Source organism: Actibacterium ureilyticum, from assembly GCF_002285435.1.
GTDB classification, from domain to species: Bacteria; Pseudomonadota; Alphaproteobacteria; order Rhodobacterales; family Rhodobacteraceae; genus Actibacterium_C; species Actibacterium_C ureilyticum.
Genome location: NZ_NSBT01000024.1, coordinates 364411 through 386027 on the forward strand (window position 1 = coordinate 364411; position 21617 = coordinate 386027).

Genomic DNA, 21617 nt, shown 5'->3' on the forward strand with positions numbered 1-21617 from the left:
TGTGGCCCCCGGGGCCGGTTCTCTGCAATTGCGGTGGCGTGGCTTCGCGCCTAGTGTCCTGCAAAACACGGACAGAAGGCGCGCATGCAGGTACTAGCAATTTTCGGCATTCTTTACGGCATTCTGGTCCTGATCGGCCTGCCGGTTCTGATGATTTCGCATGTCCGGCTTCGGCGCGAGGTGCGGGAACTGACCCAACAGCTGGGCGGTGCCAGGGCCGACGCTCCCGCCCCTGTCCCACAACCCACCGCCGAACCGTCCCCGCCAATCGTGCAGCGCCCCACGCCGGAAGAGGCGCGCGTGGTTGCGCCGCCCGCTGATCCCCGCACGCCCGACGCTTCACCTGCGCGGAACTATGTCCTGAACCCCGAAACCATGCAGGCGGCGGGCGATTGGCTGCGCCAGAACTGGACCCTGGCGATTGCGGCGGTGTCGCTTATCCTGGGTGGGCTGTTCATGGTGCAATATGGCGTTGAAAAGGGTCTGCTGACCCCGCCCATGCGGGTGCTGGGCGCCTTGGCCCTGGGTCTGGCGCTGATCGCGGGGGGCGAGGTTCTGCGCCGCCGTCACGGCGATCTGGACACGCCCACGCTGCGCCATATGCCATCGACCCTGTCGGGCGCCGGGGCAGTCATCCTGTTCATTGCAATTCTGTCGGCGCATGGGCTTTACGGGCTGATCGCGGCGCTGCCCGCGCTGGTCGGCCTGGCGGCGGTGTCGCTGGGCGCGGTCCTGATGGGCTGGCTCTATGGCCCGGTGCTGTCGGCCATCGGGCTGATCGGGGCCAGCGCCGCGCCCTTTGCCATTGGCGGCGGGCCGGATGGTGCCGATCTGCTTTACCCCTATTTCGCGCTCGTCGGGCTGGTGGGGCTGGCCATCGATTCGCTGCGCCGGTCGGCCTGGGTGTCGGCGATGGCGCTGGCGCTGCCTGCGCTGGCGCTTTGGATGTTGTGGATGGGGGCGCCCAATGCGCTGGGTCTGACCGGGGCGGCGCTTGCGCTGTTCATCGGCGCGGTGGCCCTGCCCGTGCGCAGCCTGACACCCCGGCATCAGGGGCCGCGCCTGGCAGATCTGATCATCACCTGGGCGCGCCCGGAATTCCCGACGCGGCTGGCGGGCGGCGGCATGGCGCTGGCCACGGCGGCCGGGCTGATCGTGATCCTGACCGACGACTACGCGACCGGCGCCGCGCTGGGGTTTGCTTTGCTGGTCCTGCTCTGTGCGGCCGTGACCCTGTGGCTGACCGAGGCCCCCGCGCTCGAGGATTTGGCGCTGGCCCCGGCGGCGGCGTTCCTGGTCGGGTTGGCCTTGCATGCGCTGCTGGGCGGTCCGCTGTTCGATCTGTGGGTGGCGACCGATCAACGCCCACCGGAATCGCCCCTGCCCAAGACCCTGTGGCTCCTGCTGGTCGGGGGCGTGGCGATCACCGTGCTTGGCTTCCTGCGGCTGCGCCGCGCGCAGGCTTCGCAACCCTATTGGGCGTTGGCGGCGGCGACTGTCCTGCCCGCCGCGCTGCTGACAGCCGAATTCCTGTGGGAACCGGCATATATCCTGGGCCGCTACCCCTGGGCGCTGACGGCGATGGCCGCCGCCGCGCTGATGGTCACACTGACCGAACGCCGCGCACGGATGGGCGGCGACGGAGCCGCCCTGCAATCGGGGTTCTTTGCCGCGACCGCCATCCTGATGATCGCGCTGGCCTTCTTCGTGATGCTGACCAAGGCCGCCCTGACCCTGGCGCTGAGCGTCCTGCTGATCGCCGTCATCCTGATCGAGCGGCGCTGGCCCATGCCACCGCTGCGCTGGATCTTTCACCTGGGCACCGCCGTGATCGCCTGGCGGCTGCTGGCCGATCCCGGGGTAAGCTGGGCGCTGGAACGCGCCACGCTGACGGATGCGATCCTGTCCCACCTGGCGCCGGCGCTCGCCTTTGCCGGCGCGCTGGTCCTGTTGCCCCGGGGCGAAAACAGCCTGCGGCGGATATCGGAATCCATGGGCGCGCTGGTGCTCGGCCTGTTGCTGTGCGTGCTGTTGCTGCGCTTCGTCGGCACGGCCAACGATCAGGACCATTGGGTTGCCGGGCTGATGGCCGCGATTTGGTTCATGGCCGCGCTGGCGCAGCTTTGGCGGCTGCGGCCCGAGGACATCCTGAAGCAGTATATCCCGCTGATCGCGGGTATCCTGTTCACGCTGGCCGGGCTGGGCGCGCTGGCGATGCTGGCGGCGGCGGTGAGCCGTATGCTGGGCCAGATGGGCCATCCGGTGCTTGGCCCGCCGTTGCTGGACAGCCTGGCGCTCAGCTTCCTGCCGCTGGCGGCGGTGTTCGGCGTTGGGGCGGCCCGTGTCGCCACGCCCCGGCGGCTTGGCCAGCCCTGGCTTCAACTTGGCCTTGCGGGGGCAACGGCCCTGATGGTGGCCGGTTGGGTCTGGCTGGAAATCCGCAGGCTCTGGCGTGGGCCGGACCTGTCGGCGGCGGGGCCCAGCGATGGCGAGCTTTACAGCTATACCGTTGCGCTGATGGCGGCTTCGCTTTGCATTCTGGCGGCGGCGTTCCTGCGGCGCTCGCCTCTGCTGCGCAAGCTGGCGATGGCCGGGGTCGGGCTGAGCATCGCCAAGGTGTTCCTGATCGACATGAGCGGGCTCGAGGGGTTGATCCGCGTCGCCTCATTCGTCGGGCTGGGGCTGGCGCTGACCGGGCTGGCCTGGCTGAACCGGCTGGTCGACCGGCATATTTCTGGCGATTGACCCCGCCGCGCGCCGGAACCGCCCAGGGCTTTGCCCCGACCATTTCAGGAACGCGCGGTGAAAGGCGCTGGGTTCGCTGAAGCCCAGCTCCTGCGCCAGTTCGGCCACGGTCATCGCGGTGTCGCGCAGCAGCCGCTGTGCCTCGGCAAAGCGCAGCTCGTCGCGGATCGCGGCAAAGCTCTGCCCCTCGGCCCGCAGGCGGCGGCGCAGCGTGGCGGGCGACAGGCGCAGGTCTGCGGCCAGCGCATCGAAGCCCGGCCAGTCGGTCGCGGGACGCCCACGCAACCGGTCCCGCACCCGCGCCGATAGCCCCGCATCATGGCGATAGCGCACCAGCAGGTTGGCGGGCGCGCCGCGCAGGAACTGCTTCAGCGCCTGTTCCGACCGGTGGATCGGCAGCTTCAGATAGCCCGCATCAAACGCCAACAGGCTGTGCGGCTGGCCAAACCGCACCGGCGCGCCAAAAAACACCCGGTATTCGATCCGGTCGCCCGGCGGGGCACAGGCGAAATCGACCCGCTGCAACGGGATGCGCCGCCCGACCAGCCAACAGGCCATCCCGTGCAGGATCAGCCAGAAGGTGCGATAGGCAAACGCGCTGCGCGGGCCATCGGGGTCGCTCAGCACCACCTGCGCCTGCCCGCCGGTCACCAGCAAATGCCCATGCGGCGCGTCCAGCACCACGCGCAGAAACCGCAAGGCCCGGTGCAGCGCCTGTTCCAGTGTGCCTGCGTGCAGCACCGCGTGCCCCATTAGCGCGAAACTGCCCGGGCGCATGGGGCGGGCGGCCAGGCCAAAGAACTCGTCCTGCATCGCGTCGGCCATCGCCAGCCACAGCGCGCCGAACTGGTCCGCCGTCACGGCCGCGGACAGGTCCGCATCGATCCCCGCCCGGGCCAGCAACGGGGCCACGGGGATATCGGCGGCGCGCAGTCCGTCCAGCGCATCCTGCACGAAAAGCGGTGAGATCATGCGCCGGTCCATCGCGCCCCTTTATTGCAAAAACGATCACCTTATTCAGCAAATCTCGTCATTGTTTGCAATAGCGCGCGATCTATCTTGCCGGAAACGGAGGACGGCATGGCATTCAAAGACAAAGTGGTTCTGATCACCGGCGGCGGTTCGGGGCTGGGCGCGGCGGTTGCGCAGGCGGTGGTTGACGGGGGCGGCAAGGTGGCCTTGCTGGACGTGAACGACACAGGCGGACAGGCCATGGCCGATACCCTGGGCGATGCGGCGATCTTCTGCCGCTGCGACGTGACAAGCGAAAGCGATGGCCAAGCCGCCATCGACGCGGCGCGGGATGCGTTCGGGCGGATCGACGGGCTGGTCAATTGCGCGGGCGTGGCACCGGGCGAAAAGATCGTCGGCCGCGACGGCCCCCACGCGCTGGACAGTTTCGCGCGCACCGTCACCATCAACCTTGTGGGCACGTTCAACATGCTGCGGCTGGCGGCGGCGGCGATGGCCGAAAACACCCCCGATGACAGTGGCGCGCGGGGCGTGATCGTCAACACCGCCTCGATCGCGGCCTTCGACGGCCAGATCGGACAGGCGGCCTATGCCGCGTCAAAGGGGGGTGTGGCGGCACTGACCCTGCCCGCCGCGCGCGAATTGGCGCGCCATGGCATCCGGGTCGTGACCATCGCGCCGGGCATCTTCGGCACGCCGATGATGGCGGGCCTGCCGCAGGAGGTGCAGGATTCGCTGGGCGCCAGCGTGCCCTTCCCGCCCCGGCTGGGCGATCCGGCGGAATACGCGGCCCTTGTCGGGCATATCTTCGACAACCAGATGCTGAATGGCGAGGTCATACGCCTGGACGGCGCGCTGCGCATGGCCCCGAAGTGACCCGTAAACAGGAGGAGACCCCATGACACAATCCGATCCCATCGTCATCGCCGGCATGGCCCGCACCCCCATGGGCGGGTTTCAGGGCGATCTGAGCGGCGCCAGCGCCAGCGCATTGGGCGCCACCGCGATCCGCGCCGCCCTTTCGCGCGCAGGGCTGGAACCGGATGCCGTGGACGAGGTCGTCATGGGCTGCGTCCTGCCCGCCGGTCAGGGCCAGGCCCCCGCGCGACAGGCCGCGTTGGGCGCCGACCTGCCGCTGGGCACCGGCGCCACGACCATCAACAAGATGTGCGGCTCGGGCATGAAGGCCGCGATGTTCGCCCATGACCTGATCCGCGCCGAAAGCGCCGATGTGGTCGTGGCGGGCGGCATGGAAAGCATGACCAACGCGCCCTATCTGCTGCCCAAGGCACGCGGCGGCTATCGCATGGGCCACGGTCAGGTCGTCGATCACATGTTCCTCGATGGGCTTGAGGATGCCTATGACAAGGGTCGCCTGATGGGCACTTTCGCCGAGGATTGCGCGCAGGCCTATCAGTTCACGCGCGAGGCGCAGGATGACTATGCGCTGACCTCGCTTGCCCGCGCGCAAAAGGCCATCGCCGATGGCAGCTTCGGGGCCGAGATCACGCCGGTTACCATCGCGGGCCGCAAGGGCGACACCGTGGTCGAGATCGACGAACAACCCGGCAAGGCCCGCCCCGACAAGATCCCGACCCTGCGCCCCGCCTTCCGCGAAGGCGGCACGGTCACGGCGGCCAATGCCTCGTCGATCTCGGACGGGGCGGCGGCGCTGGTGATCACCCGTGCCTCGACCGCCGAGGCGCGGGGCCTGACACCGCTCGCCCGGATCGTGGGCCACGCCACCCATGCCGACAAGCCCAGCCTGTTCCCCACCGCCCCCATCGGCGCGCTGCGGAAACTGTCGGACAAAACCGGCTGGGATCTGGGCGATGTGGACCTGTTCGAGGTGAACGAGGCGTTCGCTGTCGTCGCCATGGCCGCCATGCGCGATCTGGACCTGCCGCATGACAAGGTGAACGTGCATGGCGGGGCCTGTGCGCTTGGCCACCCCATCGGCGCTTCGGGCGCGCGGGTGATGGCGACGCTGCTGGCGGCGCTGGAAAAATACGGCCTGCAACGCGGCATCGCATCGCTGTGTATTGGCGGGGGCGAGGCGACGGCGGTCGCGCTGGAACGGCTTAGCTGAGCGCCAGCGCGCGGCCCAGATGCGCCGCCGCGCGCACCCCGTCGATCAGGGGTGCGCCGGTCTGCGCGGCCAGCTTTTCCAGATGCGCGGTCATACCCGCGCAACCAAGCACCACGGGCACCGCCTCCGTGGCATAAAGCGCGCTGGCCTGACCGGCCAGCGTGCCCAGCGTGTCGGGCGCGCCCTCTTCCACCGTCAGAACCGGAAAGCCGCTGGCCTTGATCCCATGGCATTGCCGCGCGAACCCCTGCCGGGCCACATTGCCCTCGATCACGGGGATCGAGACCGGCAGCGTCGTCAGCACCGTGAACCCGCCCGCCCGCAAACCCGCCATGTGATAGGCGGCCTGCCCGATCCCGATCACCGGGCAATGGGCCGCGGCGCGCAACTGTTCCAGCCCGGTATCGTCGAAACAGGCGATCACGATCACATCCGCCCCATGGTCGCGCGCCGCGGGCAGCATCGCCAGCAACCCCGGCACCGCTGCATCGCCATCGGCTGGCCCCTGGATCGCGGGTGGCCCGCCCGCATTGGTCCAGCCCGTCACCGCGGCCCCCGGCACCGCCCGGCGGGCCGAGGCAACGATGCTGTCGGTCATCGCGACCGTGGAATTCGGGTTCAGATAAAGAAGGCGCATCTCACACGCCCTTGCCCGCATCCGATCCGAACCGCTGCCGCCGCTTGCCCATGATCCAGACCGTCAGCAGGAACACCCCGATCACCAGAAAGGAAAACACCGTCGTCAGCGTGCCCAGCGCATAGATGACCGGTGTCGTCACATTGGTGGTCATGCCGAAGATCTCCAACGGCAGGGTGTTATAGGATCCCGCCGTCAGCAGCGTCCGCGCGAACTCGTCATAGCTGAGCGTGAACCCAAAGAGCGCCACGCCGATCAGCGACGGCGCAATGATGGGCAGCACCACATGGGCCAGCGTCTGCCAGGCGGTCGCGCCCTGGTCGCGCGCGGCCTCCTCGAACGACTTGTCGAACCGGTTGAACACCGCAAACATGATCAGCAACCCGAATGGCAGCGTCCATGTCAGCTGCGCCCCGAAGCCCGAGGTCGCCCAATGCACCCTCAACCCCAGCTGGTTGAAGATCAGCCCAACCCCCAGCGAGATCAGGATCGACGGTATGACCAGCGACGTGATCGCCAGGTAAAACAGCACCCCCGACCCCGCAAACCGCTTGCGAAAGGCCAGCCCCGACATGACCGACACCACCACCGTCGTCACCATCACCATCAGGCCCAGCCCGAATGACCGCCGAAACGCGCCCCAGATATCGCCCACCGCCTGCTCGCGGAACAGATCCTGAAACCAATAGGTCGACACCCCGTTCATCGGAAAGGTCAGCCCGCCCTGCGGCCCCTGAAACGACAGGATGCCGATGGTGACCGTCGGCCCGTACAGGAACAGCACGAACAGCGCGAAGAACACCGACAGCACGTAAAAGCTCTTGGATCGCGGCTCCATCGCTACAGCTCCTTCCGGATATTGACGAAGCGCAGCAGGATGCCGATCACGATCAGCACCGTGGCCAGCAGGACCACCGCCGTCGCCGCCGCAGACGGGTATTGCAACAGCCCGATATCGTTGGAAATCAGCCGCCCCACATTGGCCCGCTGCGAGCCCGACATGAAGCGCACGGTGACGAAATCCCCCATCACCAGCGTCACCACGAAAATCGTACCGATCATGATGCCGGGCTTGGTCAGCGGAATGATCACATGGCGCAGGATCTGCAGCCCCGACGCCCCGCCGTCGCGCGCCGCCTCGATCAGCGACCGGTCGATCCGCATCATCGTGTTGAAAATCGGCACCACCATGAACAGCGTGTAAAGATGCACAAACGCCAGAATGACCGAGAAATCGGAATACAGCAGCCACTCCAGCGGCGCGTCGATCACGCCCCAGTCGATCAGCGCGCTGTTGGCGATCCCGTTGCGGCCCAGGAACGGGATCCAGGAAATCATCCGGATGATGTTCGATGTCCAGAACGGGATTGTACAGACCAGGAACAGCGCGATCTGCACCGTCTGCGACCGGATGTGAAAGGCCAGGTAATAGGCGACCGTGAACCCGATCACCAATGTCAGCGCCCAGGTGATCGCGGCGTATTTGAACGTCGCGCCAATAACGCGCCAGACGACCTCGGACCCGAACAGAAAGGCGTAATTGTCGAACTGGAACGCCGGATAGATCGAAAACTCGGTCGCGCCCCAGAAACTGACGATCACGATCATCACGATGGGCGCCACCAGGAACCCCGCCAGCACCAGCGCCAGGGGCGCAGCCTGCACCCAGCCGATCACCGATCTCGTCATCTTGCGCGTGCCTTCTTCATCTTGGCGAAAATACCTTCGGGGGGTGCGGGGGGAGGAAAGCCCCCCGCGCGGTTCATCACGCGGCGATGAACTCGTTCCACTTGCGGACCATGTACTGGTTTTCGTCCATCACGGCGTTCCAGCAGGCCACAGCCCCCATCCGGTCGTAGAAGGACCCGCCATCGCGCACCTCGCCCGCCTGGGCCATCACGTCGCCGAAGGGGTTGGCGATGGGCTCGACCGCTTCCTTGCCCTCGAACCAATAGCCCCATTCGTTTTCGGACATATAGTTCTTCGAGGTCTCGGGCACCGCCGAATAATAGCCCTGGCGCATCAGGAACCCCCCGACCCAGCCGTCGAGATACCAGTTGATGTATTCATAGGCCGCGTCCAGCTCCATCCCGCTCAGCGATTTCGACAGGCCGATGCCGCCGCCCCAGCTGCGATAGCCCTCTTCCAGCGGCTGATAGACACACGGGATGCCGCGCGACTTCACCGCGGTGATCGCGGGCGACCACATCGACTGGATCACGACCTCGCCGCTCGCCATCAGGTTCACGCTTTCATCGAAGCTCTTCCAGAAGGCGCGGAACTGCCCGGCCTTCTTGGCCTCGGTGAAGATGCCGATGGTCTTGTCGATCTCTTCCTTGGTCATGTTGCCCTTGTCGGCATAGGTGATCTCGCCCATCGACTCGCACACCATTGCCATGTCCATGATCCCGATCGAGCTGATATCCAGGATCGACGCCTTGCCCTTGAATTCGGGGTTCAGCAGTTCCGACCAGTTGCTGATCGGCCGCCCGATCAGGTCGGGGCGGATACCCAGCGTGTCGGCGTTATAGATGGTGGGGATCAGCGTCATCCAGCCGGTTTCCTCGGCGGCAAAGCTCTTGCCGTCGGGGCCTTCGACAAAGCCCACGGTGTGGGGCGCGGTGCCTTGGGCGATCACGCTTTCCGGCGTCAGCTTGCCGGATTTGAAGATGCCGACGATCTTGTCGTAATTCTTGATCTTCGACACATCCATCGCCTGCAGGTTGCCGGTGGGCCAGACCTTCTTGCAGATCCAGTATTCGATATCGGCGATGTCGAAACTGTCGGGCTGGGTCGCGGCACGCTGGGTCACGCTGTCGGAATCGAGCGCGGTCATTTCCAGTGTGAAGCCCAGATCCTCTTTCACCTTCGCGGCAACCTCGTTCAGGTTCGACACCCCGGTGCCGAACTGGCGCAGCGTGACATCCTTGATTTCCTGCGCCCAGATCATCGGGGCCGGCAGGGTCGAGGCCGCCGCCGCAGCGACCCCCGTCTTCAGAAGGTTGCGGCGTGAATAACGCATTTTGGACATGTGGAAGCTCCCTGTTTTATATGAGTGCGTCAGGCGGAAAGGCGGTGTTGCCGCCCCGTGTCCCAGGCCAGCCTGACCGCATCGCCCGGGGATCTCGGTGATTGAAAGAACGCGGCCTCGGGGACCAGCGCCAGCACGTCCTCGCCCGCATCAGTGACCGATGTCAGCGCGACCGTCGCGCCCTGATATTCCACCGCCGTCACGGTGGCTGACAGGCCATCATCGCCCAGCCGCACCTGGTCGGCGCGCACGGCGACCTTGCCGCTGTCCAGGGTCAGAACATTATGCCCGCCCATGAACCGCGCCACGAATTCGGTGCGCGGGGCGTTCCAGACCTCGCGCGCGGGTCCGGCCTGTTCGATAACGGCGTTGTTCATCACCACCAGTTCGTCAGCCAGCGCCAGCGCCTCGTCCTGGCCGTGGGTCACATGGATAAAGGTGATGCCCAGATCGCGCTGCAACCGGCGCAGCTCGGCCCGGACGCGGATGCGCAGGAACGGGTCCAGCGCCGAAAGCGGTTCGTCCAGCAGCAGCACACGCGGCTTGGTCACCAGCGCACGCGCCAGTGCCACGCGCTGCTGTTGGCCGCCCGACAATTGCGCCGGCAGGCGGGCGGCGAATTGCGTCATCTGCACCAGTTCCAGCATCTCATCGGCGGCGCGGTGGCGCTCTGCCTTGTCGACGCCCTTCATCCGCAGCGAAAACGCAACGTTGTCGCGCACCGACAGGTGCGGGAACAGCGCATAGTTCTGGAACATCATCGCCGTGCCGCGCCGCGCGGGCGGCAGGCCGGAAATGTCGTGCCCGTCCAGCACGACCGACCCATCGCTCAGGCTTTCATGGCCCGCGATGATCCGCAGCGTCGTCGATTTCCCGCAGCCCGACGGCCCCAGAAGACAGACATAGCTGCCCTCGGAAAACACATGGCTGATATTGTTGACGGCCACCGCATCGTCATACCGTTTCGATACGTGGACCAGCTCCAGATCCCCTGTCGATCGCATCGACGCCCCGCTTTCGCATCCCAGTTCTGACCCGATGCTGCGCAAACCCGCGCCCGCAAGGCGAGGGTTTCGTGCCCGCCCACGGCCCGCGATCCACGAATGCCGCTTATTTGGGCGGATCGCCCATTATCGTGCGCGAATGATGATCCAATTTTGTATACAATCTTGTTGCTCATCGCTGCCCGCTTGCGATCCCGCCCGCGCGGCCCGACAATGATTCCATGCACAAGGGGCAGAGCACGACGATGCAGGTTCAGGCGGACGAAACGGAAAAGGATGTGGGCGCACAGGTGGCCGCGCGGCTGGCCACGGCGATCCATGAACACCGACTGGCACCCGGCATGAAGCTGAGCGAGGACGAGGTGGGCGAGATCTTTGGCGTCAGCCGCACCGTGGTCCGTGCAGCGCTGCAACGGCTGGCGCATCTGCGGCTGGTCGACCTGAAACGCAATCGCGGCGCCTTCGTCGCGCAGCCCACCGTGAAAGAGGCCCGCGAGGTGTTCGAGGCCCGCGCCCTGCTGGAACCGCGCACCGCCCGGTCGGCGGCAGAGCGGATCACCCCGACCGATACCCGAATCCTGCAACGCCATATCGACGATGAACACGCCGCGCTGCATGCGGGTGACACGGGCCGGGCGCTGAACCTGTCGGGGCAGTTCCACATCGAAATCGCGCGCATCGCCGATCAGGCCACCATCGCCGATTTCATCGCGCAGCTGGTCTCGCGCTCGTCCCTGATCATCGCGCTTTACTGGCAGCGCCGCGCCGCGCTGTGTGAAAGTCAGGCCCACCATGCGTTGATCAAGGCGATCTCTGCCGGCGATGGCGCCCGGGCCGAAGAGCTGATGCAAAGCCACCTGCTGGATCTGCTGACATCGCTCGACCTGCGCGCGCACAGCTCGGCGCCGCAATCCCTGCGCGAGGCTTTGGGGCCATGATGCGCACCGCCACACGGGCCGAGATCGCGCAGATGCTGGACTGGGCCGCGGCCGAGGGGTGGAACCCCGGGCTGGACGATGCGGCCGCCTTTGCCGATGCCGACCCGGGCGGGTTTTTCGTGGCCGAACAGGATGGCCAGCCGGTCGCCGCGATTTCGGTGGTGAACCATTCCGACAGTTTCGCCTTTCTGGGGCTTTACCTGTGCCAGCCCACCTATCGTGGGCGCGGGATCGGCTATGCGCTGTGGCAGCACGCCCTGGCCCATGCCGGGACCCGCACCGTCGGGCTGGATGGCGTCGCCGCGCAGCAGGAAAACTACGCACGCTCGGGCTTTGTCCGCACCGGCGCGACGACCCGGTTCGAAGGCCCCTGCGCGGCGCCCGATGTGACCGGCATCCGCCCGGTCACCCCCGCCGATCTGGATGCCCTGGCCACGCTGGACCGCGCCGCGAACGGGTTCGACCGGCCCCGGTTCCTGAACGCCTGGCTGACAGATGCTGACACACGGAAAACCGTCGTGCAGGTCACGGGCGACCGGCTAACCGGGTTCGCCACGGCCCGGCTGTGCCGTCAGGGCTGCAAGCTGGGGCCGGTGATCGCGGGCGACAGGGATGCGGCGCTGTCCCTGGCACAGGCGGCGGCGGGCGCGCTGGACGCGCGCGCCATGATCATCGACGTGCCCGACACCCAGCCCGCGTTACAGGACGCCCTGCGCGCCCAAGGCTTCGCCGCTACATTCGAAACCGCCCGCATGTACAAGGGCCCCGCCCCCACCGCCGGACCAGGCCTGTTCGCCGTGGCAACGCTGGAACTGGGCTAAGCTATTTCGCGATCTGCGCAAAGTACCCGTATTCGTTCGACAGGTAGTCAACCAGCGCCTGCGGATAGTCAGACGTACCCTTGGCCACGTTCACGCCGATGAACTGGGTCACGACCCCGCCATTGGCGTTCTTGACCCGCTTGGTGCGGCGCACATGCAGCTTGTCCTTGGCCGCTGCCTCGGCAAAGGCGGATTGCAGCTTGGCGGCGGCATCACCGCTGGCCGTCAGCTCCAGCGTCGCGGCCCCCGCATCGTCGAAACGGACCGTTCCCAGCGACACGAAACTGCCGCCTGTCAGTTCGCCCACGTTAAATGCGATGCTCATCGTGCTGTCCTCCTGCGCCATGTCCGCCCCGGCCGGTGTGATCGCGGCTGGCGCGCAAAGCGCCACCCACAGAACTGTTAACGCCTTCGGCCCGTTCATGAAACTCTCCTGCAGCGGCTTTGCCAAGGCTAATGGGCGTGGTCATGGTGATGCCCCCCGCCGTCCTCGTCGTCATCCTCGGGGATGTCGAACCCTTCGCGCAGACCCTCCTTGACCTCACGCCCCATCACTCGCGAATGGGTTTCCGAGGGCGAGGTGAAATAGATCCGGTCGAACGGGTCGTCATCGTCATCGGGGTCCGAGAACCGGTTGAGGTAATTGTCGTCCTGCTGCAACCAGCGCGCCTGTTCGTATTCCGGATCGCCGGGGCTCAGCGCATCGGGGTGGCTGGGGTCCAATCGCTCGATCAACTGCATCTGGTACCGGTGGCCCATCTCGTGGGTGATCGTGTCCAGAACCTCGCCGAAATCGCCATGGGCGTCGTCATTGACGTTGAATGTCATCTCGTCGCCGCCGTGGTCATAGGCCCCATAAAGACCGCCATCGGCATCAAAGGCTTCGTCGAAGGGCGTGATCGTGCCGGGCAATCCCACATCCCAGCCGTCCTCGCCGCAGGGCACCTGGATCAGCTTGTTGACCGCCGCCATCCGGTCGGCCGGTTCCATCTCGTGCCAGTTCTCGGCCAGCTCCTGAACCTCGGGGTCGCTCATATAGGCATCGACGATGCTCTGGCGCGTCTGGCTGTCGAAATCCTCGAACTGGCGATCCACATGCGGGATGCTGAAGATCTCTTGTATCGCCGCATGCTCGTCTTCGGTGGGTGTGCCCGACATCAGGTTGTCGACCAGCGTGGTGCGGGTTTCGGTTGGCAGCGTGTCCAGGGTTCCGGCGGCGGTCATCTCCTCGACAATCGTGCGCGACACATCGTCCAGATCGTCGGGATCGGCGGCGTCCAGACGGTCCATGACCGCCTTCAGCGCCTCCAGTTCCTCGATCTGCCGCATCAGCGTGTCGGTCAGCGCCAGCGCCTCGTTCAGGCTGCCGCCGCCACCCAGCGCCTGGTCCACCTTGGCCACATTAGCATCTGCCCCGCGCTTGACCGACGATGTGGAACCGCTGTGATTGGCCAACTCGGTCCGGACCGTCCCCATGCGGGTTTCGATGGTGTTTTTGGTGACCTCCTGCTCGTCGGCCAGCGCCTGATATGAATCGCAATCGACCAGCGCCTGCCCGGTCAGGTCCAGCGCGGTCTGCCAATCCTCGGCCCCCGCCGCTGCGTCAATCGCATCGGTCGAGGACGCCAATGCATCCCGCTCACTGGCGATATCAACATAGGTATGGCCGGAAATCTCGGCCAAACGCGTGTCCAGCTCCGCGCGTTGCGTTTCATATTCCTCGCGCTTGGCCGCAATCGCGGCGTCGATCTCGTCCAGCTTGTCGGAAAGCTGCTGCTGAAGCCGCAGCGCATTGTCGAAATCGCCGAATTCAGCGGCGGCTTCCATCTCGGTCTGCAACGTGACCCGCGTGGACATCAGATCGTCGACATAGGCCAGCTCTGGCGTCGATTGCGAGTACTGGTCCAGACGCGGCTGCAAGGCGGTCAGGGTGGTTTCGTATTCCGCCCGCTTCAGCTCCAGCTCTTCCAGCTTGATCAGGAAGTCCGCGACAGCCCCTTCCAGTGCGCGCCCGTGCTCCAGGGCCAGTTGGTAATCCTCGGCTGCGGCGGCCTCTTCCATCTGGGCCTGAAGGTCTGCAATGGCCTGCGTGTCCTCGGCCAGGAACTCGTATTCGCATTGCGCGGCGCTGGTGAGATTGGCGTCGATACTGGCGCGCAACTGCTCATAAGCTGCTTTGTTTTCTTCCCAGATCCGGCGTTTTTCGGTCAGCAGCCGCTCCAGATCGCCGATCTTGCCCTCGACCGCGTCGATCTGGCGCTGTTCATCCGGCGTGATCACGTCATCGGCCATGGCCTGCGTACGGATGCGATTCAACTCGCCCTGCAAGTCAGGCAGCCGCGCCTCGGCGGCGCGGATCGCTTCAATATTCGATGTCATAATACCTGGCCCTTTCGGAAACAGGGAGCATTGAAATTCTGTCACAACAATAACAGACGTATTAAAACACGAGCCGCCCGGTCACATCAACCGGCGATCTTTCCAGTGAAAACAGGGGGTTCTTGCTAGCGCGCCAGCGGGATCGCCGAGATGCTGGGCAGGACCGGGTCGCGCGCCAGATCGTCCCGGTTCAGGATCCGGTAGGTGCCCGCGCTGTATTTCCGGCGCAGGGTGTATTCGCGCCGGGCCCAGGTCATCTTGTCCTGCAATTCCTGCCACCTGTAGCGATAGGCCTCGCGGAGGCGGGCGCGTTCGGCCTTGGCGTGGAAGCGCGCGCGGCGGCGGGCGTCGCGGTTGTCGGCGCCCTTAAACCGGGCCATATCGCGTGCCTGCTGGTCGCTGACACGTTTCATATCACGGGTAAAGGTGTCGCGCAGATAGAGCCGTTCGCGTATGACCTCGGCCTGGACCTGAGCCCAATCGCGATTGGTGTCCAGAAACAGGTCGGTCGAATAGGTCACGCTTTGCGACAGCGCGGCACCGACCCCGATCGCCCAGATCAGGATGGCAGACAGGACTGTTCGCTTGACCAACATCTTCGCTCATCTTTCGGCAACGCGGTTGCGGCTGCGCCATCGTCACCTGAACGGCAGGGTCGGATGGCCTCGATGATCGGATGTAGCGACCGGTGCAGGCAGAATTTTCGCAAAATACGGGCAAAATTGCGACGATTGCCGCAGGTGGCCGGAAACGCTGCGTCACGCCCCGGCCAACCGCGCGGGTCTTAAAGCGCGTTGTGCAGCGCATCGACCAGGTCGGTGCGTTCCCAGCTGAAGCCGCCATCCGCATCGGGTTCGCGCCCGAAATGGCCATAGGCCGCGGTGCGCTGATAGACCGGCTTGTTCAGGTCCAGATGCGTGCGGATGCCGCGCGGCGTCAGGCTCATGACCTTGCCGATGGCGGTTTCGATCGCCGCATCCCGGCCATTGCCGGTGCCGTGGGTGTCGACATAGATCGACTGCGGCTCGGCGATGCCGATGGCATAGGACAGCTGCACCGTGCAGCGGTCGGCCAGCCCCGCGGCGACCACGTTCTTGGCCAGGTAACGCGCGGCATAGGCGGCCGAGCGGTCGACCTTGGTCGGGTCCTTGCCGGAAAACGCGCCGCCGCCATGGGGCGCCGCGCCGCCATAGGTGTCGACGATGATCTTGCGCCCGGTCAGGCCGGCGTCGCCGTCGGGGCCGCCGATCACGAACTTGCCGGTGGGGTTCACATGCCAGACGGTTTCCGCGTTCAGCCAGCCACCCGGCAGGCTCTCGCGGATATAGGGTTCGACGATGGCGCGCACATCTTCGCTGGTCAGCGTCTCGTCCAAGTGCTGGGTCGACAGCACGACCGATGTCACACCGACGGGCTTGCCGTTTTCATAGCGCACCGACAGCTGCGATTTCGCGTCCGGACCCAGAACCGCCTCGACCCCGGACTTGCGCACCTCGGCCAGGCGGCGCAGGATGGCGTGGGCATAAAGGATCGGCGCGGGCATCAGCAGCGGCGTTTCATTGGTGGCATAGCCGAACATGATGCCCTGATCGCCGGCGCCCTCGTCCTTGTTCTCGGCCGCGTCGACGCCCTGAGCGATATGCGCGGATTGTTCGTGCAGCAGGTTGGTAACCTGCAGCGTGTTCCAGTGGAACTTGTCCTGTTCATAGCCGATATCGCGCACGCAATCGCGCACGATGCTTTCGACGTCGTCCTTCATGCGCGTCAGCTTTTCGGGGTCCGACAGGCCGACCTCGCCGCCCACGACGACATGGTTGGTGGTGGCGAAGGTCTCGCAGGCGACGCGCGCCTCGGGTTCCTCGGCCAGAAAGGCATCGAGGATGGCGTCCGAGATCCGGTCGCAGACCTTGTCGGGGTGGCCTTCGGACACGGATTCCGAAGTGAAGATATAGTTCTGACGGCTCATGAGGAGTGCTCCATTAACATTTACGCCGTCACGCCAGGAAGCCGTTGTGACGGTCGATCAGGGCCGGATACGCGCTTGGCCCGGTCCGGTCAACCGGTATTCGCTCTGCGACGCAGCGCCAACAGCGCAAAGCCCACCACAAGCAGCGGTAGAATGGGCCAATCGCCGGTGCGCGCGTAAACCGTGGGCAGCAGCGGCGCGGGCAGCGCCGCATCCAGCGCCCCGGCCTGGCCATAGGGCAGCGCGGCCACCACCCGGCCATAGGGATCGATCATCGCCGAAATCCCGGTATTGGCCGACCGCGCCACCGGCAGCCCCTGTTCGACGGCGCGCAGGCGAGCCTGGTCCAGATGCTGCCGGGGCATGACCGTGCCGCCGAACCAGGCATCGTTGGTGACCTGGATCAGCAGGTCGGCGCGCTCCTGCGCGGCGCCGACATCCTGGGGAAAGATCGCCTCGTAGCAGATCAGCGGCAGCACCTTGCCGATGCCCGGCACCGCCAGCACCTCGGCCCCCGGTCCGGCGCTGTAGCCATTCCCGGCCTGTGCGGCAAAGCTGGAAATCCCGATCAGCTCCAGCACATCGCCATAGGGGACGTATTCGCCGAAGGGCACCAGATGGTGCTTGTCATAGGTGCCCAGCAACCCGCCATCGGCGCCAATGGCCGCAAGGCTGTTGTACCAGCGTCGCCCGATGCTGCGCTGCACCCCGAACAGCAGCGGCACGCCCTGTGCGGCCTCGGCCTGAAGATCCCAGACCGTGCTGTCGGGGCTCAGCCCATAGGCAATGGCGGTTTCGGGCCACAGGATCAGATCCAGCGGTCGCTCGGACGATTGCGCGGTCAGGTCAAGCTGGCGGGTAAAGAACAGATCGACCATGTCGCGGCGCCATTTCAGGTGCTGCGCCGCGTTGGGCTGGACGATGCGCACGGTCTTGCCGGTCTGTGCCACCGGGGCCTGAAGCCGCTGCATCCCATAGCCCGTGGCCAGCCCGAAGAGCACCACCGCCCCGGCCCCGGCCACCAGCGCCCCACGCCCGCGAAACGCCACCAGCAGCGCCGCGATGGCCAGCGTCAGAAAGACCAGCCCATGCGGCCCGATCACCGACGACGCCTGCGCCAGCGGCTGCCCGACCCAGAGCGACCCGATCAGCGCCCAGGGAAACCCCGTCAGGACATAGGCGCGGCCAAGTTCGGTCAGCGTCAGCGCCGGGATCAGCGCCAGCACCCGCGTCACAGGCCCGCGCCCCAGCCAGAAGGCCAGCACATAGGCCGCGCCGAAGAACAGAGCGATGCCCGACACCATCGCCAGCAGCGCAAAGGGCGCCATCCAGCCATGGCGCGCGGCGTCGACGAAAAACGGGCTGACGATCCAGTGATGCGTGGCCAGCACATAGCCCGCCCCCACCAGCCAGCCGCGAAACGCCGCCTGTTTCAGGTCGCGCGCATCGCGGATCTGCCACAGGGCGAACGCCCAGGCTGGCAGCGCCAGCCACCACAGGTGAAAGGGCGCCTGCCCCGCCGCCGCGACCAGCCCGGCCAGCAGACAGAAGGCCGCCCGCATCAGCCGGGGCCGCTTGCCGGCAATCGGTGCTGGCACGGGTCAGGTTTCCTGTTTGGGCAGCCGGACACGCACACGCTTGATGCGGCGCGGATCGGCATCGACGATTTCGAACTCGGCCCCGCTTTCATGGGGGATCACCTCGCCCCGCGCGGGGACCCGGCCGATCATCATGAAGACCAGCCCGCCCAGCGTGTCGACCTCTTCCTCGTCCTCTTCATCGGCCAGCTTCAGGCCCAGCTCGGGCTCCAGCTCGTCCAGCGGCGCGCGGGCCTGGACCAGATAGCTGCCCGGCCGCTCCAGCAGCCAGTATTCGCCCTCGTCGACATCGTGCTCGTCGGCGATCTCGCCCACGACCTGTTCGATCAGATCCTCGATCGTGACCAGACCGTCGACCCCGCCATATTCGTCGATCACCAGCGCCATGTGCACGCGTTCATTCTGCATCTTCTGCAACAGAACCCCGATCGGCATCGACGGCGGCGCGTAAAGCAGCGGCCGCAGCAGCTCGCGCAGCGAGAATTCGGCCGCAGCCCCGTTGAACCCGTAGCGCAGCGCGACATCCTTCAGGTGCAGCATGCCCACGGGGGAATCCAGCGTGCCCTCGTAAACCGGCAGGCGGCTCATGCCGCTGTCGCTGAAGATCCCGATCAGGGCATCCTTGTCGATATCGGCCGGCACGGCCACGATCTCGGCCTTGGGGATGGCCACATCCTCGACCCGCATCCGCCGAAGGTTCAGCAGACCGGGCATCGCCACCGGCATCGTCAGTTCCGTGCTGGGTTCGGACGGTTCGGCCTGTGGCGCGATCGCCTCGACCGGGGACCGCCGCGCGCCGAACAGGCGGTGAAAAAAGCCGCCCTGCATCTGTTTACTGAAATCCTGCGCGCCCTGCGCGGCGCTAGAAGACCCGTCGTCTTCGCCCATCGTTCCTTACCACATCACACGACATCCGGTGTCGCGTTATACATATGGATTGGCGATACCCAAAGATGCAAGTATTTCCACCTCGATCTGCTCCATCAGATCTGCATCCTTGGGGCGAATGTGATCATATCCCAACAGGTGCAGGCAGCCATGCACCAGAAGATGGGTGGTGTGATCGGCCAGCGGCTTGCCCTGCTCCTGCGCCTCGCGCAGGCAGGTGTCGAAGGCAATCGCGATATCGCCCAGTTCCGGGTCGGGGCCCAGCGGCGGCGCGGGCGGCGCGCCGTCGGCATCGGCGGCGCGATCCTCGGACGGCCAGGACAGCACATTGGTGGGGCGCGGCTTGTCGCGGAAATCGGCGTTCAGAACGGCGATGCGCGCATCGTCACAGCCCAGCAGGCTGATTTCCCACGCGGCGGGCACCAGCCCCAGATGCGACAGGGTGGCCGCACAGGCACGGTCGGCCAGCGCGGTCAGATCGGGGCCGGACCAGCGCGGGTCCTCGATCAGGGAATCGACGGTCATGGCGGCATCTCTAGCCCAGTTGGGCAGGCACAGAAAGCGCCAGAGGGGGCGAGGCAAGCCCCGCCCCCCTGAAGGCATGACGCGGATCGGCTCAGAAGCCATAGACCAGCGACACACCAAGGGTGTTGTCGGAATGTTTCACACCGGGCAGCGGATCGCTGTTGAATTCGGTGCGATAGGACACGCGGGTCGACAGCGCATCGGTCATCTTGAAGTTCACGCCCAGATCGTTGGTCGCGACCGTATCGGTGTCCGAGAACAGGATATCGGTGTCGTTGGTCAGGAACATCGTGTCGCTGATCTTGTAGTAGAAGCGCGACGATGCGATGCCCGCGACCTCGGTCTCGGTGTTGCCGTTCTGCTCTTCGAGATAGCGCACGCCGGGGCCGGCCTGCAGGCGCCAGGTCATGTTGTCCTGGTTGACCACGCGATAACCGGGGCCCACGCCCAGGAAGCTGTCCCATTCGTTAGAGGCAAAGCCGTCATAGCGGACAGAGCCCAGGCCGAAGACATAGAACCGGTCGTTGAAGTAACGGTTCACGTCATAGGTTGCGAACACTTCTTCCTTGTTGCGGACATCGTTGTCCTCGGCGAATTCGCCAGCGAAGCCAAAGGTGTGGTTCCACGGGCCGTTGCCATAGCGGAAGCGGCCGCCAAAGGACAGGTCTGCGGTGTCGGTGTTGCCCGAAGTCGCCGCAAAGCCCAGCGAGACACTGCCCGCCCAGCCCTGTGCGAACTGGTTCTGGCCAAAGCGTTCCGCGTCGTCGGAGTCCGACATGTCGTCGGCCACATCTTCCTGAATGTCGTCGATACGGTCATCGAGGGCCTCGACACCGACCAGCGCGCCCTGTGCGTATACGGGGGCGGCCAGCAGCAGCGCCAGAGCCGACGCGGCCAGAGTAGTGCGTTCTTTCATGGGTCAGTCCTTTCCCATCAATGTGACCCGCGCCGGGGTCGGCGGCGGGAGCATTTCTGCTGCAACGGGATTTAGGGACGAACCATGAATTAGGGAAATTCAAAATATCAATGTTTAAAACGATATTTACTTATCCATGGAAGCCCCCTCGTCGCCCAGCCGGTCGACATGATGGTCGACGCTGATTTCTTCCAGCACGTCGATCACGCTGTCCTGTTCGGCATTCAGCGATTGCGCCACGGCCCGCAGCGTCCGTGCGGCGGGGTCACGGATCTCGGGCGGAAGGTCCTCGCGCCAGACCGCCCAGACCGGATAGGGAAAGGTCGGCGCATCGGGCACAAGAAACAGCTCGCCCGCATCGATCAGCCGCTTGACATACCGCGCGGGCAGATAGGCGGCGAAGTTGCGCCGCCGGATGAATTCCGCCCCCAGCGCCCCCAGCGACAGGGTCAGGCCGGGATTGGTCAGATCGGGCAGGTGCAGCGCGTGGGCATGAACGAATTCCGGGCCCCAGTCGACAAAGGCATAGCGCCCCTGCAGATCCATCGTGGGGTTTTCCCATGGCGCGACCAGCACCAGCTCCTCCTCCATCACCTTTTCCACCGCCAGGCCCGGGCGCAGCTGCGGGGTATACAAAAGCCCGGCCTGAACCACGCCCTCGATCAGGAACCGCGTCAGACGGTCGGGCATGCCCAGCTCGGCCCGGATGTTCAGGTCCGGTCGCGTCTGGCGCAGATGGTCGATCCAGCGAAAGCCCAAACGCGGCCACAGCGAATATTGTGCCCCGATGGCCAGGCTGTCGGTGAAGCCTTCGGGGATGGCGACCTGCTGGCGCGCCTCTTCCCAGATCTTGATCAGCGACAGCGCATAGCGTTCGAATTCCTTGCCCGCCGAGGTCAGCTCGGCCCCTGCCTTGGACCGGGTGAACAGCTGCCGGCCCAGCGTATCCTCCAGCCGCTGCACCCGCAGGCTGACCGCCGATTGCGTGACATAAAGCCGGTCAGCGGCATTCACGAAGGATCCGGTTGCGGCAACTTCCAGAAAGGTTCGGATCAGGGCAATATCCATCGCGGCCATCCATATGCAAAACTCACCTCAAATATTATTC

The 21617-nt window shown here is 65.7% G+C and carries 20 protein-coding genes and 1 riboswitch; of the genes, 5 read left to right on the forward strand and 15 right to left on the reverse strand.

Annotated elements, in window-relative coordinates; all coding sequences use genetic code 11:
- Window positions 1-84 precede the first annotated feature (84 nt).
- Window positions 85-2745, forward strand: a complete 2661-nt coding sequence (locus CLM60_RS07840) for a DUF2339 domain-containing protein (protein ID WP_095588602.1) — start codon at window positions 85-87, stop codon at window positions 2743-2745.
- On the opposite strand, the gene CLM60_RS07845 is transcribed toward CLM60_RS07840, so the two are convergent.
- Window positions 2665-3717, reverse strand: a complete 1053-nt coding sequence (locus CLM60_RS07845; RefSeq protein ID WP_245848290.1) for an AraC family transcriptional regulator — start codon at window positions 3715-3717, stop codon at window positions 2665-2667. The genes CLM60_RS07840 and CLM60_RS07845 overlap by 81 nt on opposite strands.
- Window positions 3718-3825: 108 nt before the next feature.
- Between CLM60_RS07845 and CLM60_RS07850 the strand changes: the two genes are divergently transcribed.
- Together CLM60_RS07850 and CLM60_RS07855 are read left to right on the forward strand one after the other, a co-directional pair.
- Window positions 3826-4593, forward strand: coding sequence for a 3-hydroxyacyl-CoA dehydrogenase (locus CLM60_RS07850; protein ID WP_095588604.1), 768 nt, complete (start codon window positions 3826-3828; stop codon window positions 4591-4593).
- A gap of 22 nt (window positions 4594-4615) precedes the next feature.
- Window positions 4616-5806, forward strand: coding sequence for an acetyl-CoA C-acetyltransferase (locus CLM60_RS07855; RefSeq protein WP_095588605.1), 1191 nt, complete (start codon window positions 4616-4618; stop codon window positions 5804-5806).
- On the opposite strand, the gene CLM60_RS07860 is transcribed toward CLM60_RS07855, so the two are convergent.
- The 5 genes from CLM60_RS07860 to CLM60_RS07880 form a co-directional block, all read right to left on the reverse strand.
- The gene (locus tag CLM60_RS07860) at window positions 5799-6443 is read right to left on the reverse strand and encodes an aspartate/glutamate racemase family protein (protein WP_095588606.1); all 645 of its coding nucleotides are present in this window, start codon (window positions 6441-6443) and stop codon (window positions 5799-5801) included. The two genes, CLM60_RS07855 and CLM60_RS07860, sit on opposite strands and share 8 nt — an antisense overlap.
- Before the next feature lies 1 nt (window position 6444).
- Complete coding sequence (locus CLM60_RS07865; RefSeq protein ID WP_095588607.1) at window positions 6445-7281, reverse strand: ABC transporter permease; 837 nt, start codon at window positions 7279-7281, stop codon at window positions 6445-6447.
- Between the two features lie 2 nt (window positions 7282-7283).
- Window positions 7284-8132 (reverse strand): ABC transporter permease, encoded by an 849-nt coding sequence (locus CLM60_RS07870; RefSeq protein WP_095588608.1) that lies wholly within the window; start codon window positions 8130-8132, stop codon window positions 7284-7286.
- Between the two features lie 76 nt (window positions 8133-8208).
- On the reverse strand, window positions 8209-9474 hold the full coding sequence (locus CLM60_RS07875; protein ID WP_095588609.1) for an ABC transporter substrate-binding protein: 1266 nt from the start codon (window positions 9472-9474) through the stop codon (window positions 8209-8211).
- A gap of 29 nt (window positions 9475-9503) precedes the next feature.
- On the reverse strand, window positions 9504-10478 hold the full coding sequence (locus CLM60_RS07880) for an ABC transporter ATP-binding protein (protein WP_095588610.1): 975 nt from the start codon (window positions 10476-10478) through the stop codon (window positions 9504-9506).
- A gap of 245 nt (window positions 10479-10723) precedes the next feature.
- Here CLM60_RS07880 and CLM60_RS07885 point away from each other — a divergent pair, with 245 nt between their 5' ends.
- Window positions 10724-11416, forward strand: coding sequence for a GntR family transcriptional regulator (locus CLM60_RS07885; protein WP_095588691.1), 693 nt, complete (start codon window positions 10724-10726; stop codon window positions 11414-11416).
- A complete protein-coding gene (locus CLM60_RS07890; RefSeq protein WP_342745112.1) occupies window positions 11416-12237 on the forward strand; it encodes a GNAT family N-acetyltransferase in 822 nt (273 codons plus the stop codon). The genes CLM60_RS07885 and CLM60_RS07890 overlap by 1 nt, the downstream gene beginning before the upstream one ends.
- Window position 12238: 1 nt before the next feature.
- Here CLM60_RS07890 and CLM60_RS07895 read toward each other — a convergent pair whose 3' ends face one another.
- From CLM60_RS07895 to CLM60_RS07935, 9 genes are all read right to left on the reverse strand, one after another.
- Window positions 12239-12661, reverse strand: a complete 423-nt coding sequence (locus tag CLM60_RS07895) for a hypothetical protein (RefSeq protein WP_095588612.1) — start codon at window positions 12659-12661, stop codon at window positions 12239-12241.
- Between the two features lie 29 nt (window positions 12662-12690).
- Window positions 12691-14616 carry a hypothetical protein gene (locus tag CLM60_RS07900; protein ID WP_095588613.1) on the reverse strand — a complete coding sequence of 642 codons (1926 nt, stop codon included), beginning with the start codon at window positions 14614-14616 and terminating at the stop codon, window positions 12691-12693.
- Between the two features lie 125 nt (window positions 14617-14741).
- The gene (locus CLM60_RS07905) at window positions 14742-15212 is read right to left on the reverse strand and encodes a hypothetical protein (protein WP_095588614.1); all 471 of its coding nucleotides are present in this window, start codon (window positions 15210-15212) and stop codon (window positions 14742-14744) included.
- 188 nt (window positions 15213-15400) lie between these two features.
- On the reverse strand, window positions 15401-16582 hold the full coding sequence (gene metK / locus CLM60_RS07910) for a methionine adenosyltransferase (protein ID WP_095588615.1): 1182 nt from the start codon (window positions 16580-16582) through the stop codon (window positions 15401-15403).
- A gap of 6 nt (window positions 16583-16588) precedes the next feature.
- Window positions 16589-16638: riboswitch (SAM-SAH riboswitch) on the reverse strand.
- Window positions 16639-16671: 33 nt separating this feature from the next.
- Window positions 16672-18180 (reverse strand): apolipoprotein N-acyltransferase, encoded by a 1509-nt coding sequence (gene lnt, locus CLM60_RS07915; RefSeq protein ID WP_245848293.1) that lies wholly within the window; start codon window positions 18178-18180, stop codon window positions 16672-16674.
- Window positions 18181-18183: 3 nt separating this feature from the next.
- Window positions 18184-19068 (reverse strand): hemolysin family protein, encoded by an 885-nt coding sequence (locus CLM60_RS07920; RefSeq protein ID WP_095588617.1) that lies wholly within the window; start codon window positions 19066-19068, stop codon window positions 18184-18186.
- Window positions 19069-19104: 36 nt separating this feature from the next.
- A complete protein-coding gene (ybeY, locus tag CLM60_RS07925; protein ID WP_095588618.1) occupies window positions 19105-19593 on the reverse strand; it encodes an rRNA maturation RNase YbeY in 489 nt (162 codons plus the stop codon).
- A 91-nt stretch (window positions 19594-19684) separates the two neighbouring features.
- On the reverse strand, window positions 19685-20509 hold the full coding sequence (locus CLM60_RS07930; protein ID WP_176473825.1) for a DUF481 domain-containing protein: 825 nt from the start codon (window positions 20507-20509) through the stop codon (window positions 19685-19687).
- A gap of 126 nt (window positions 20510-20635) precedes the next feature.
- Complete coding sequence (locus tag CLM60_RS07935) at window positions 20636-21577, reverse strand: LysR family transcriptional regulator (RefSeq protein WP_095588693.1); 942 nt, start codon at window positions 21575-21577, stop codon at window positions 20636-20638.
- Window positions 21578-21617: the final 40 nt, after the last annotated feature.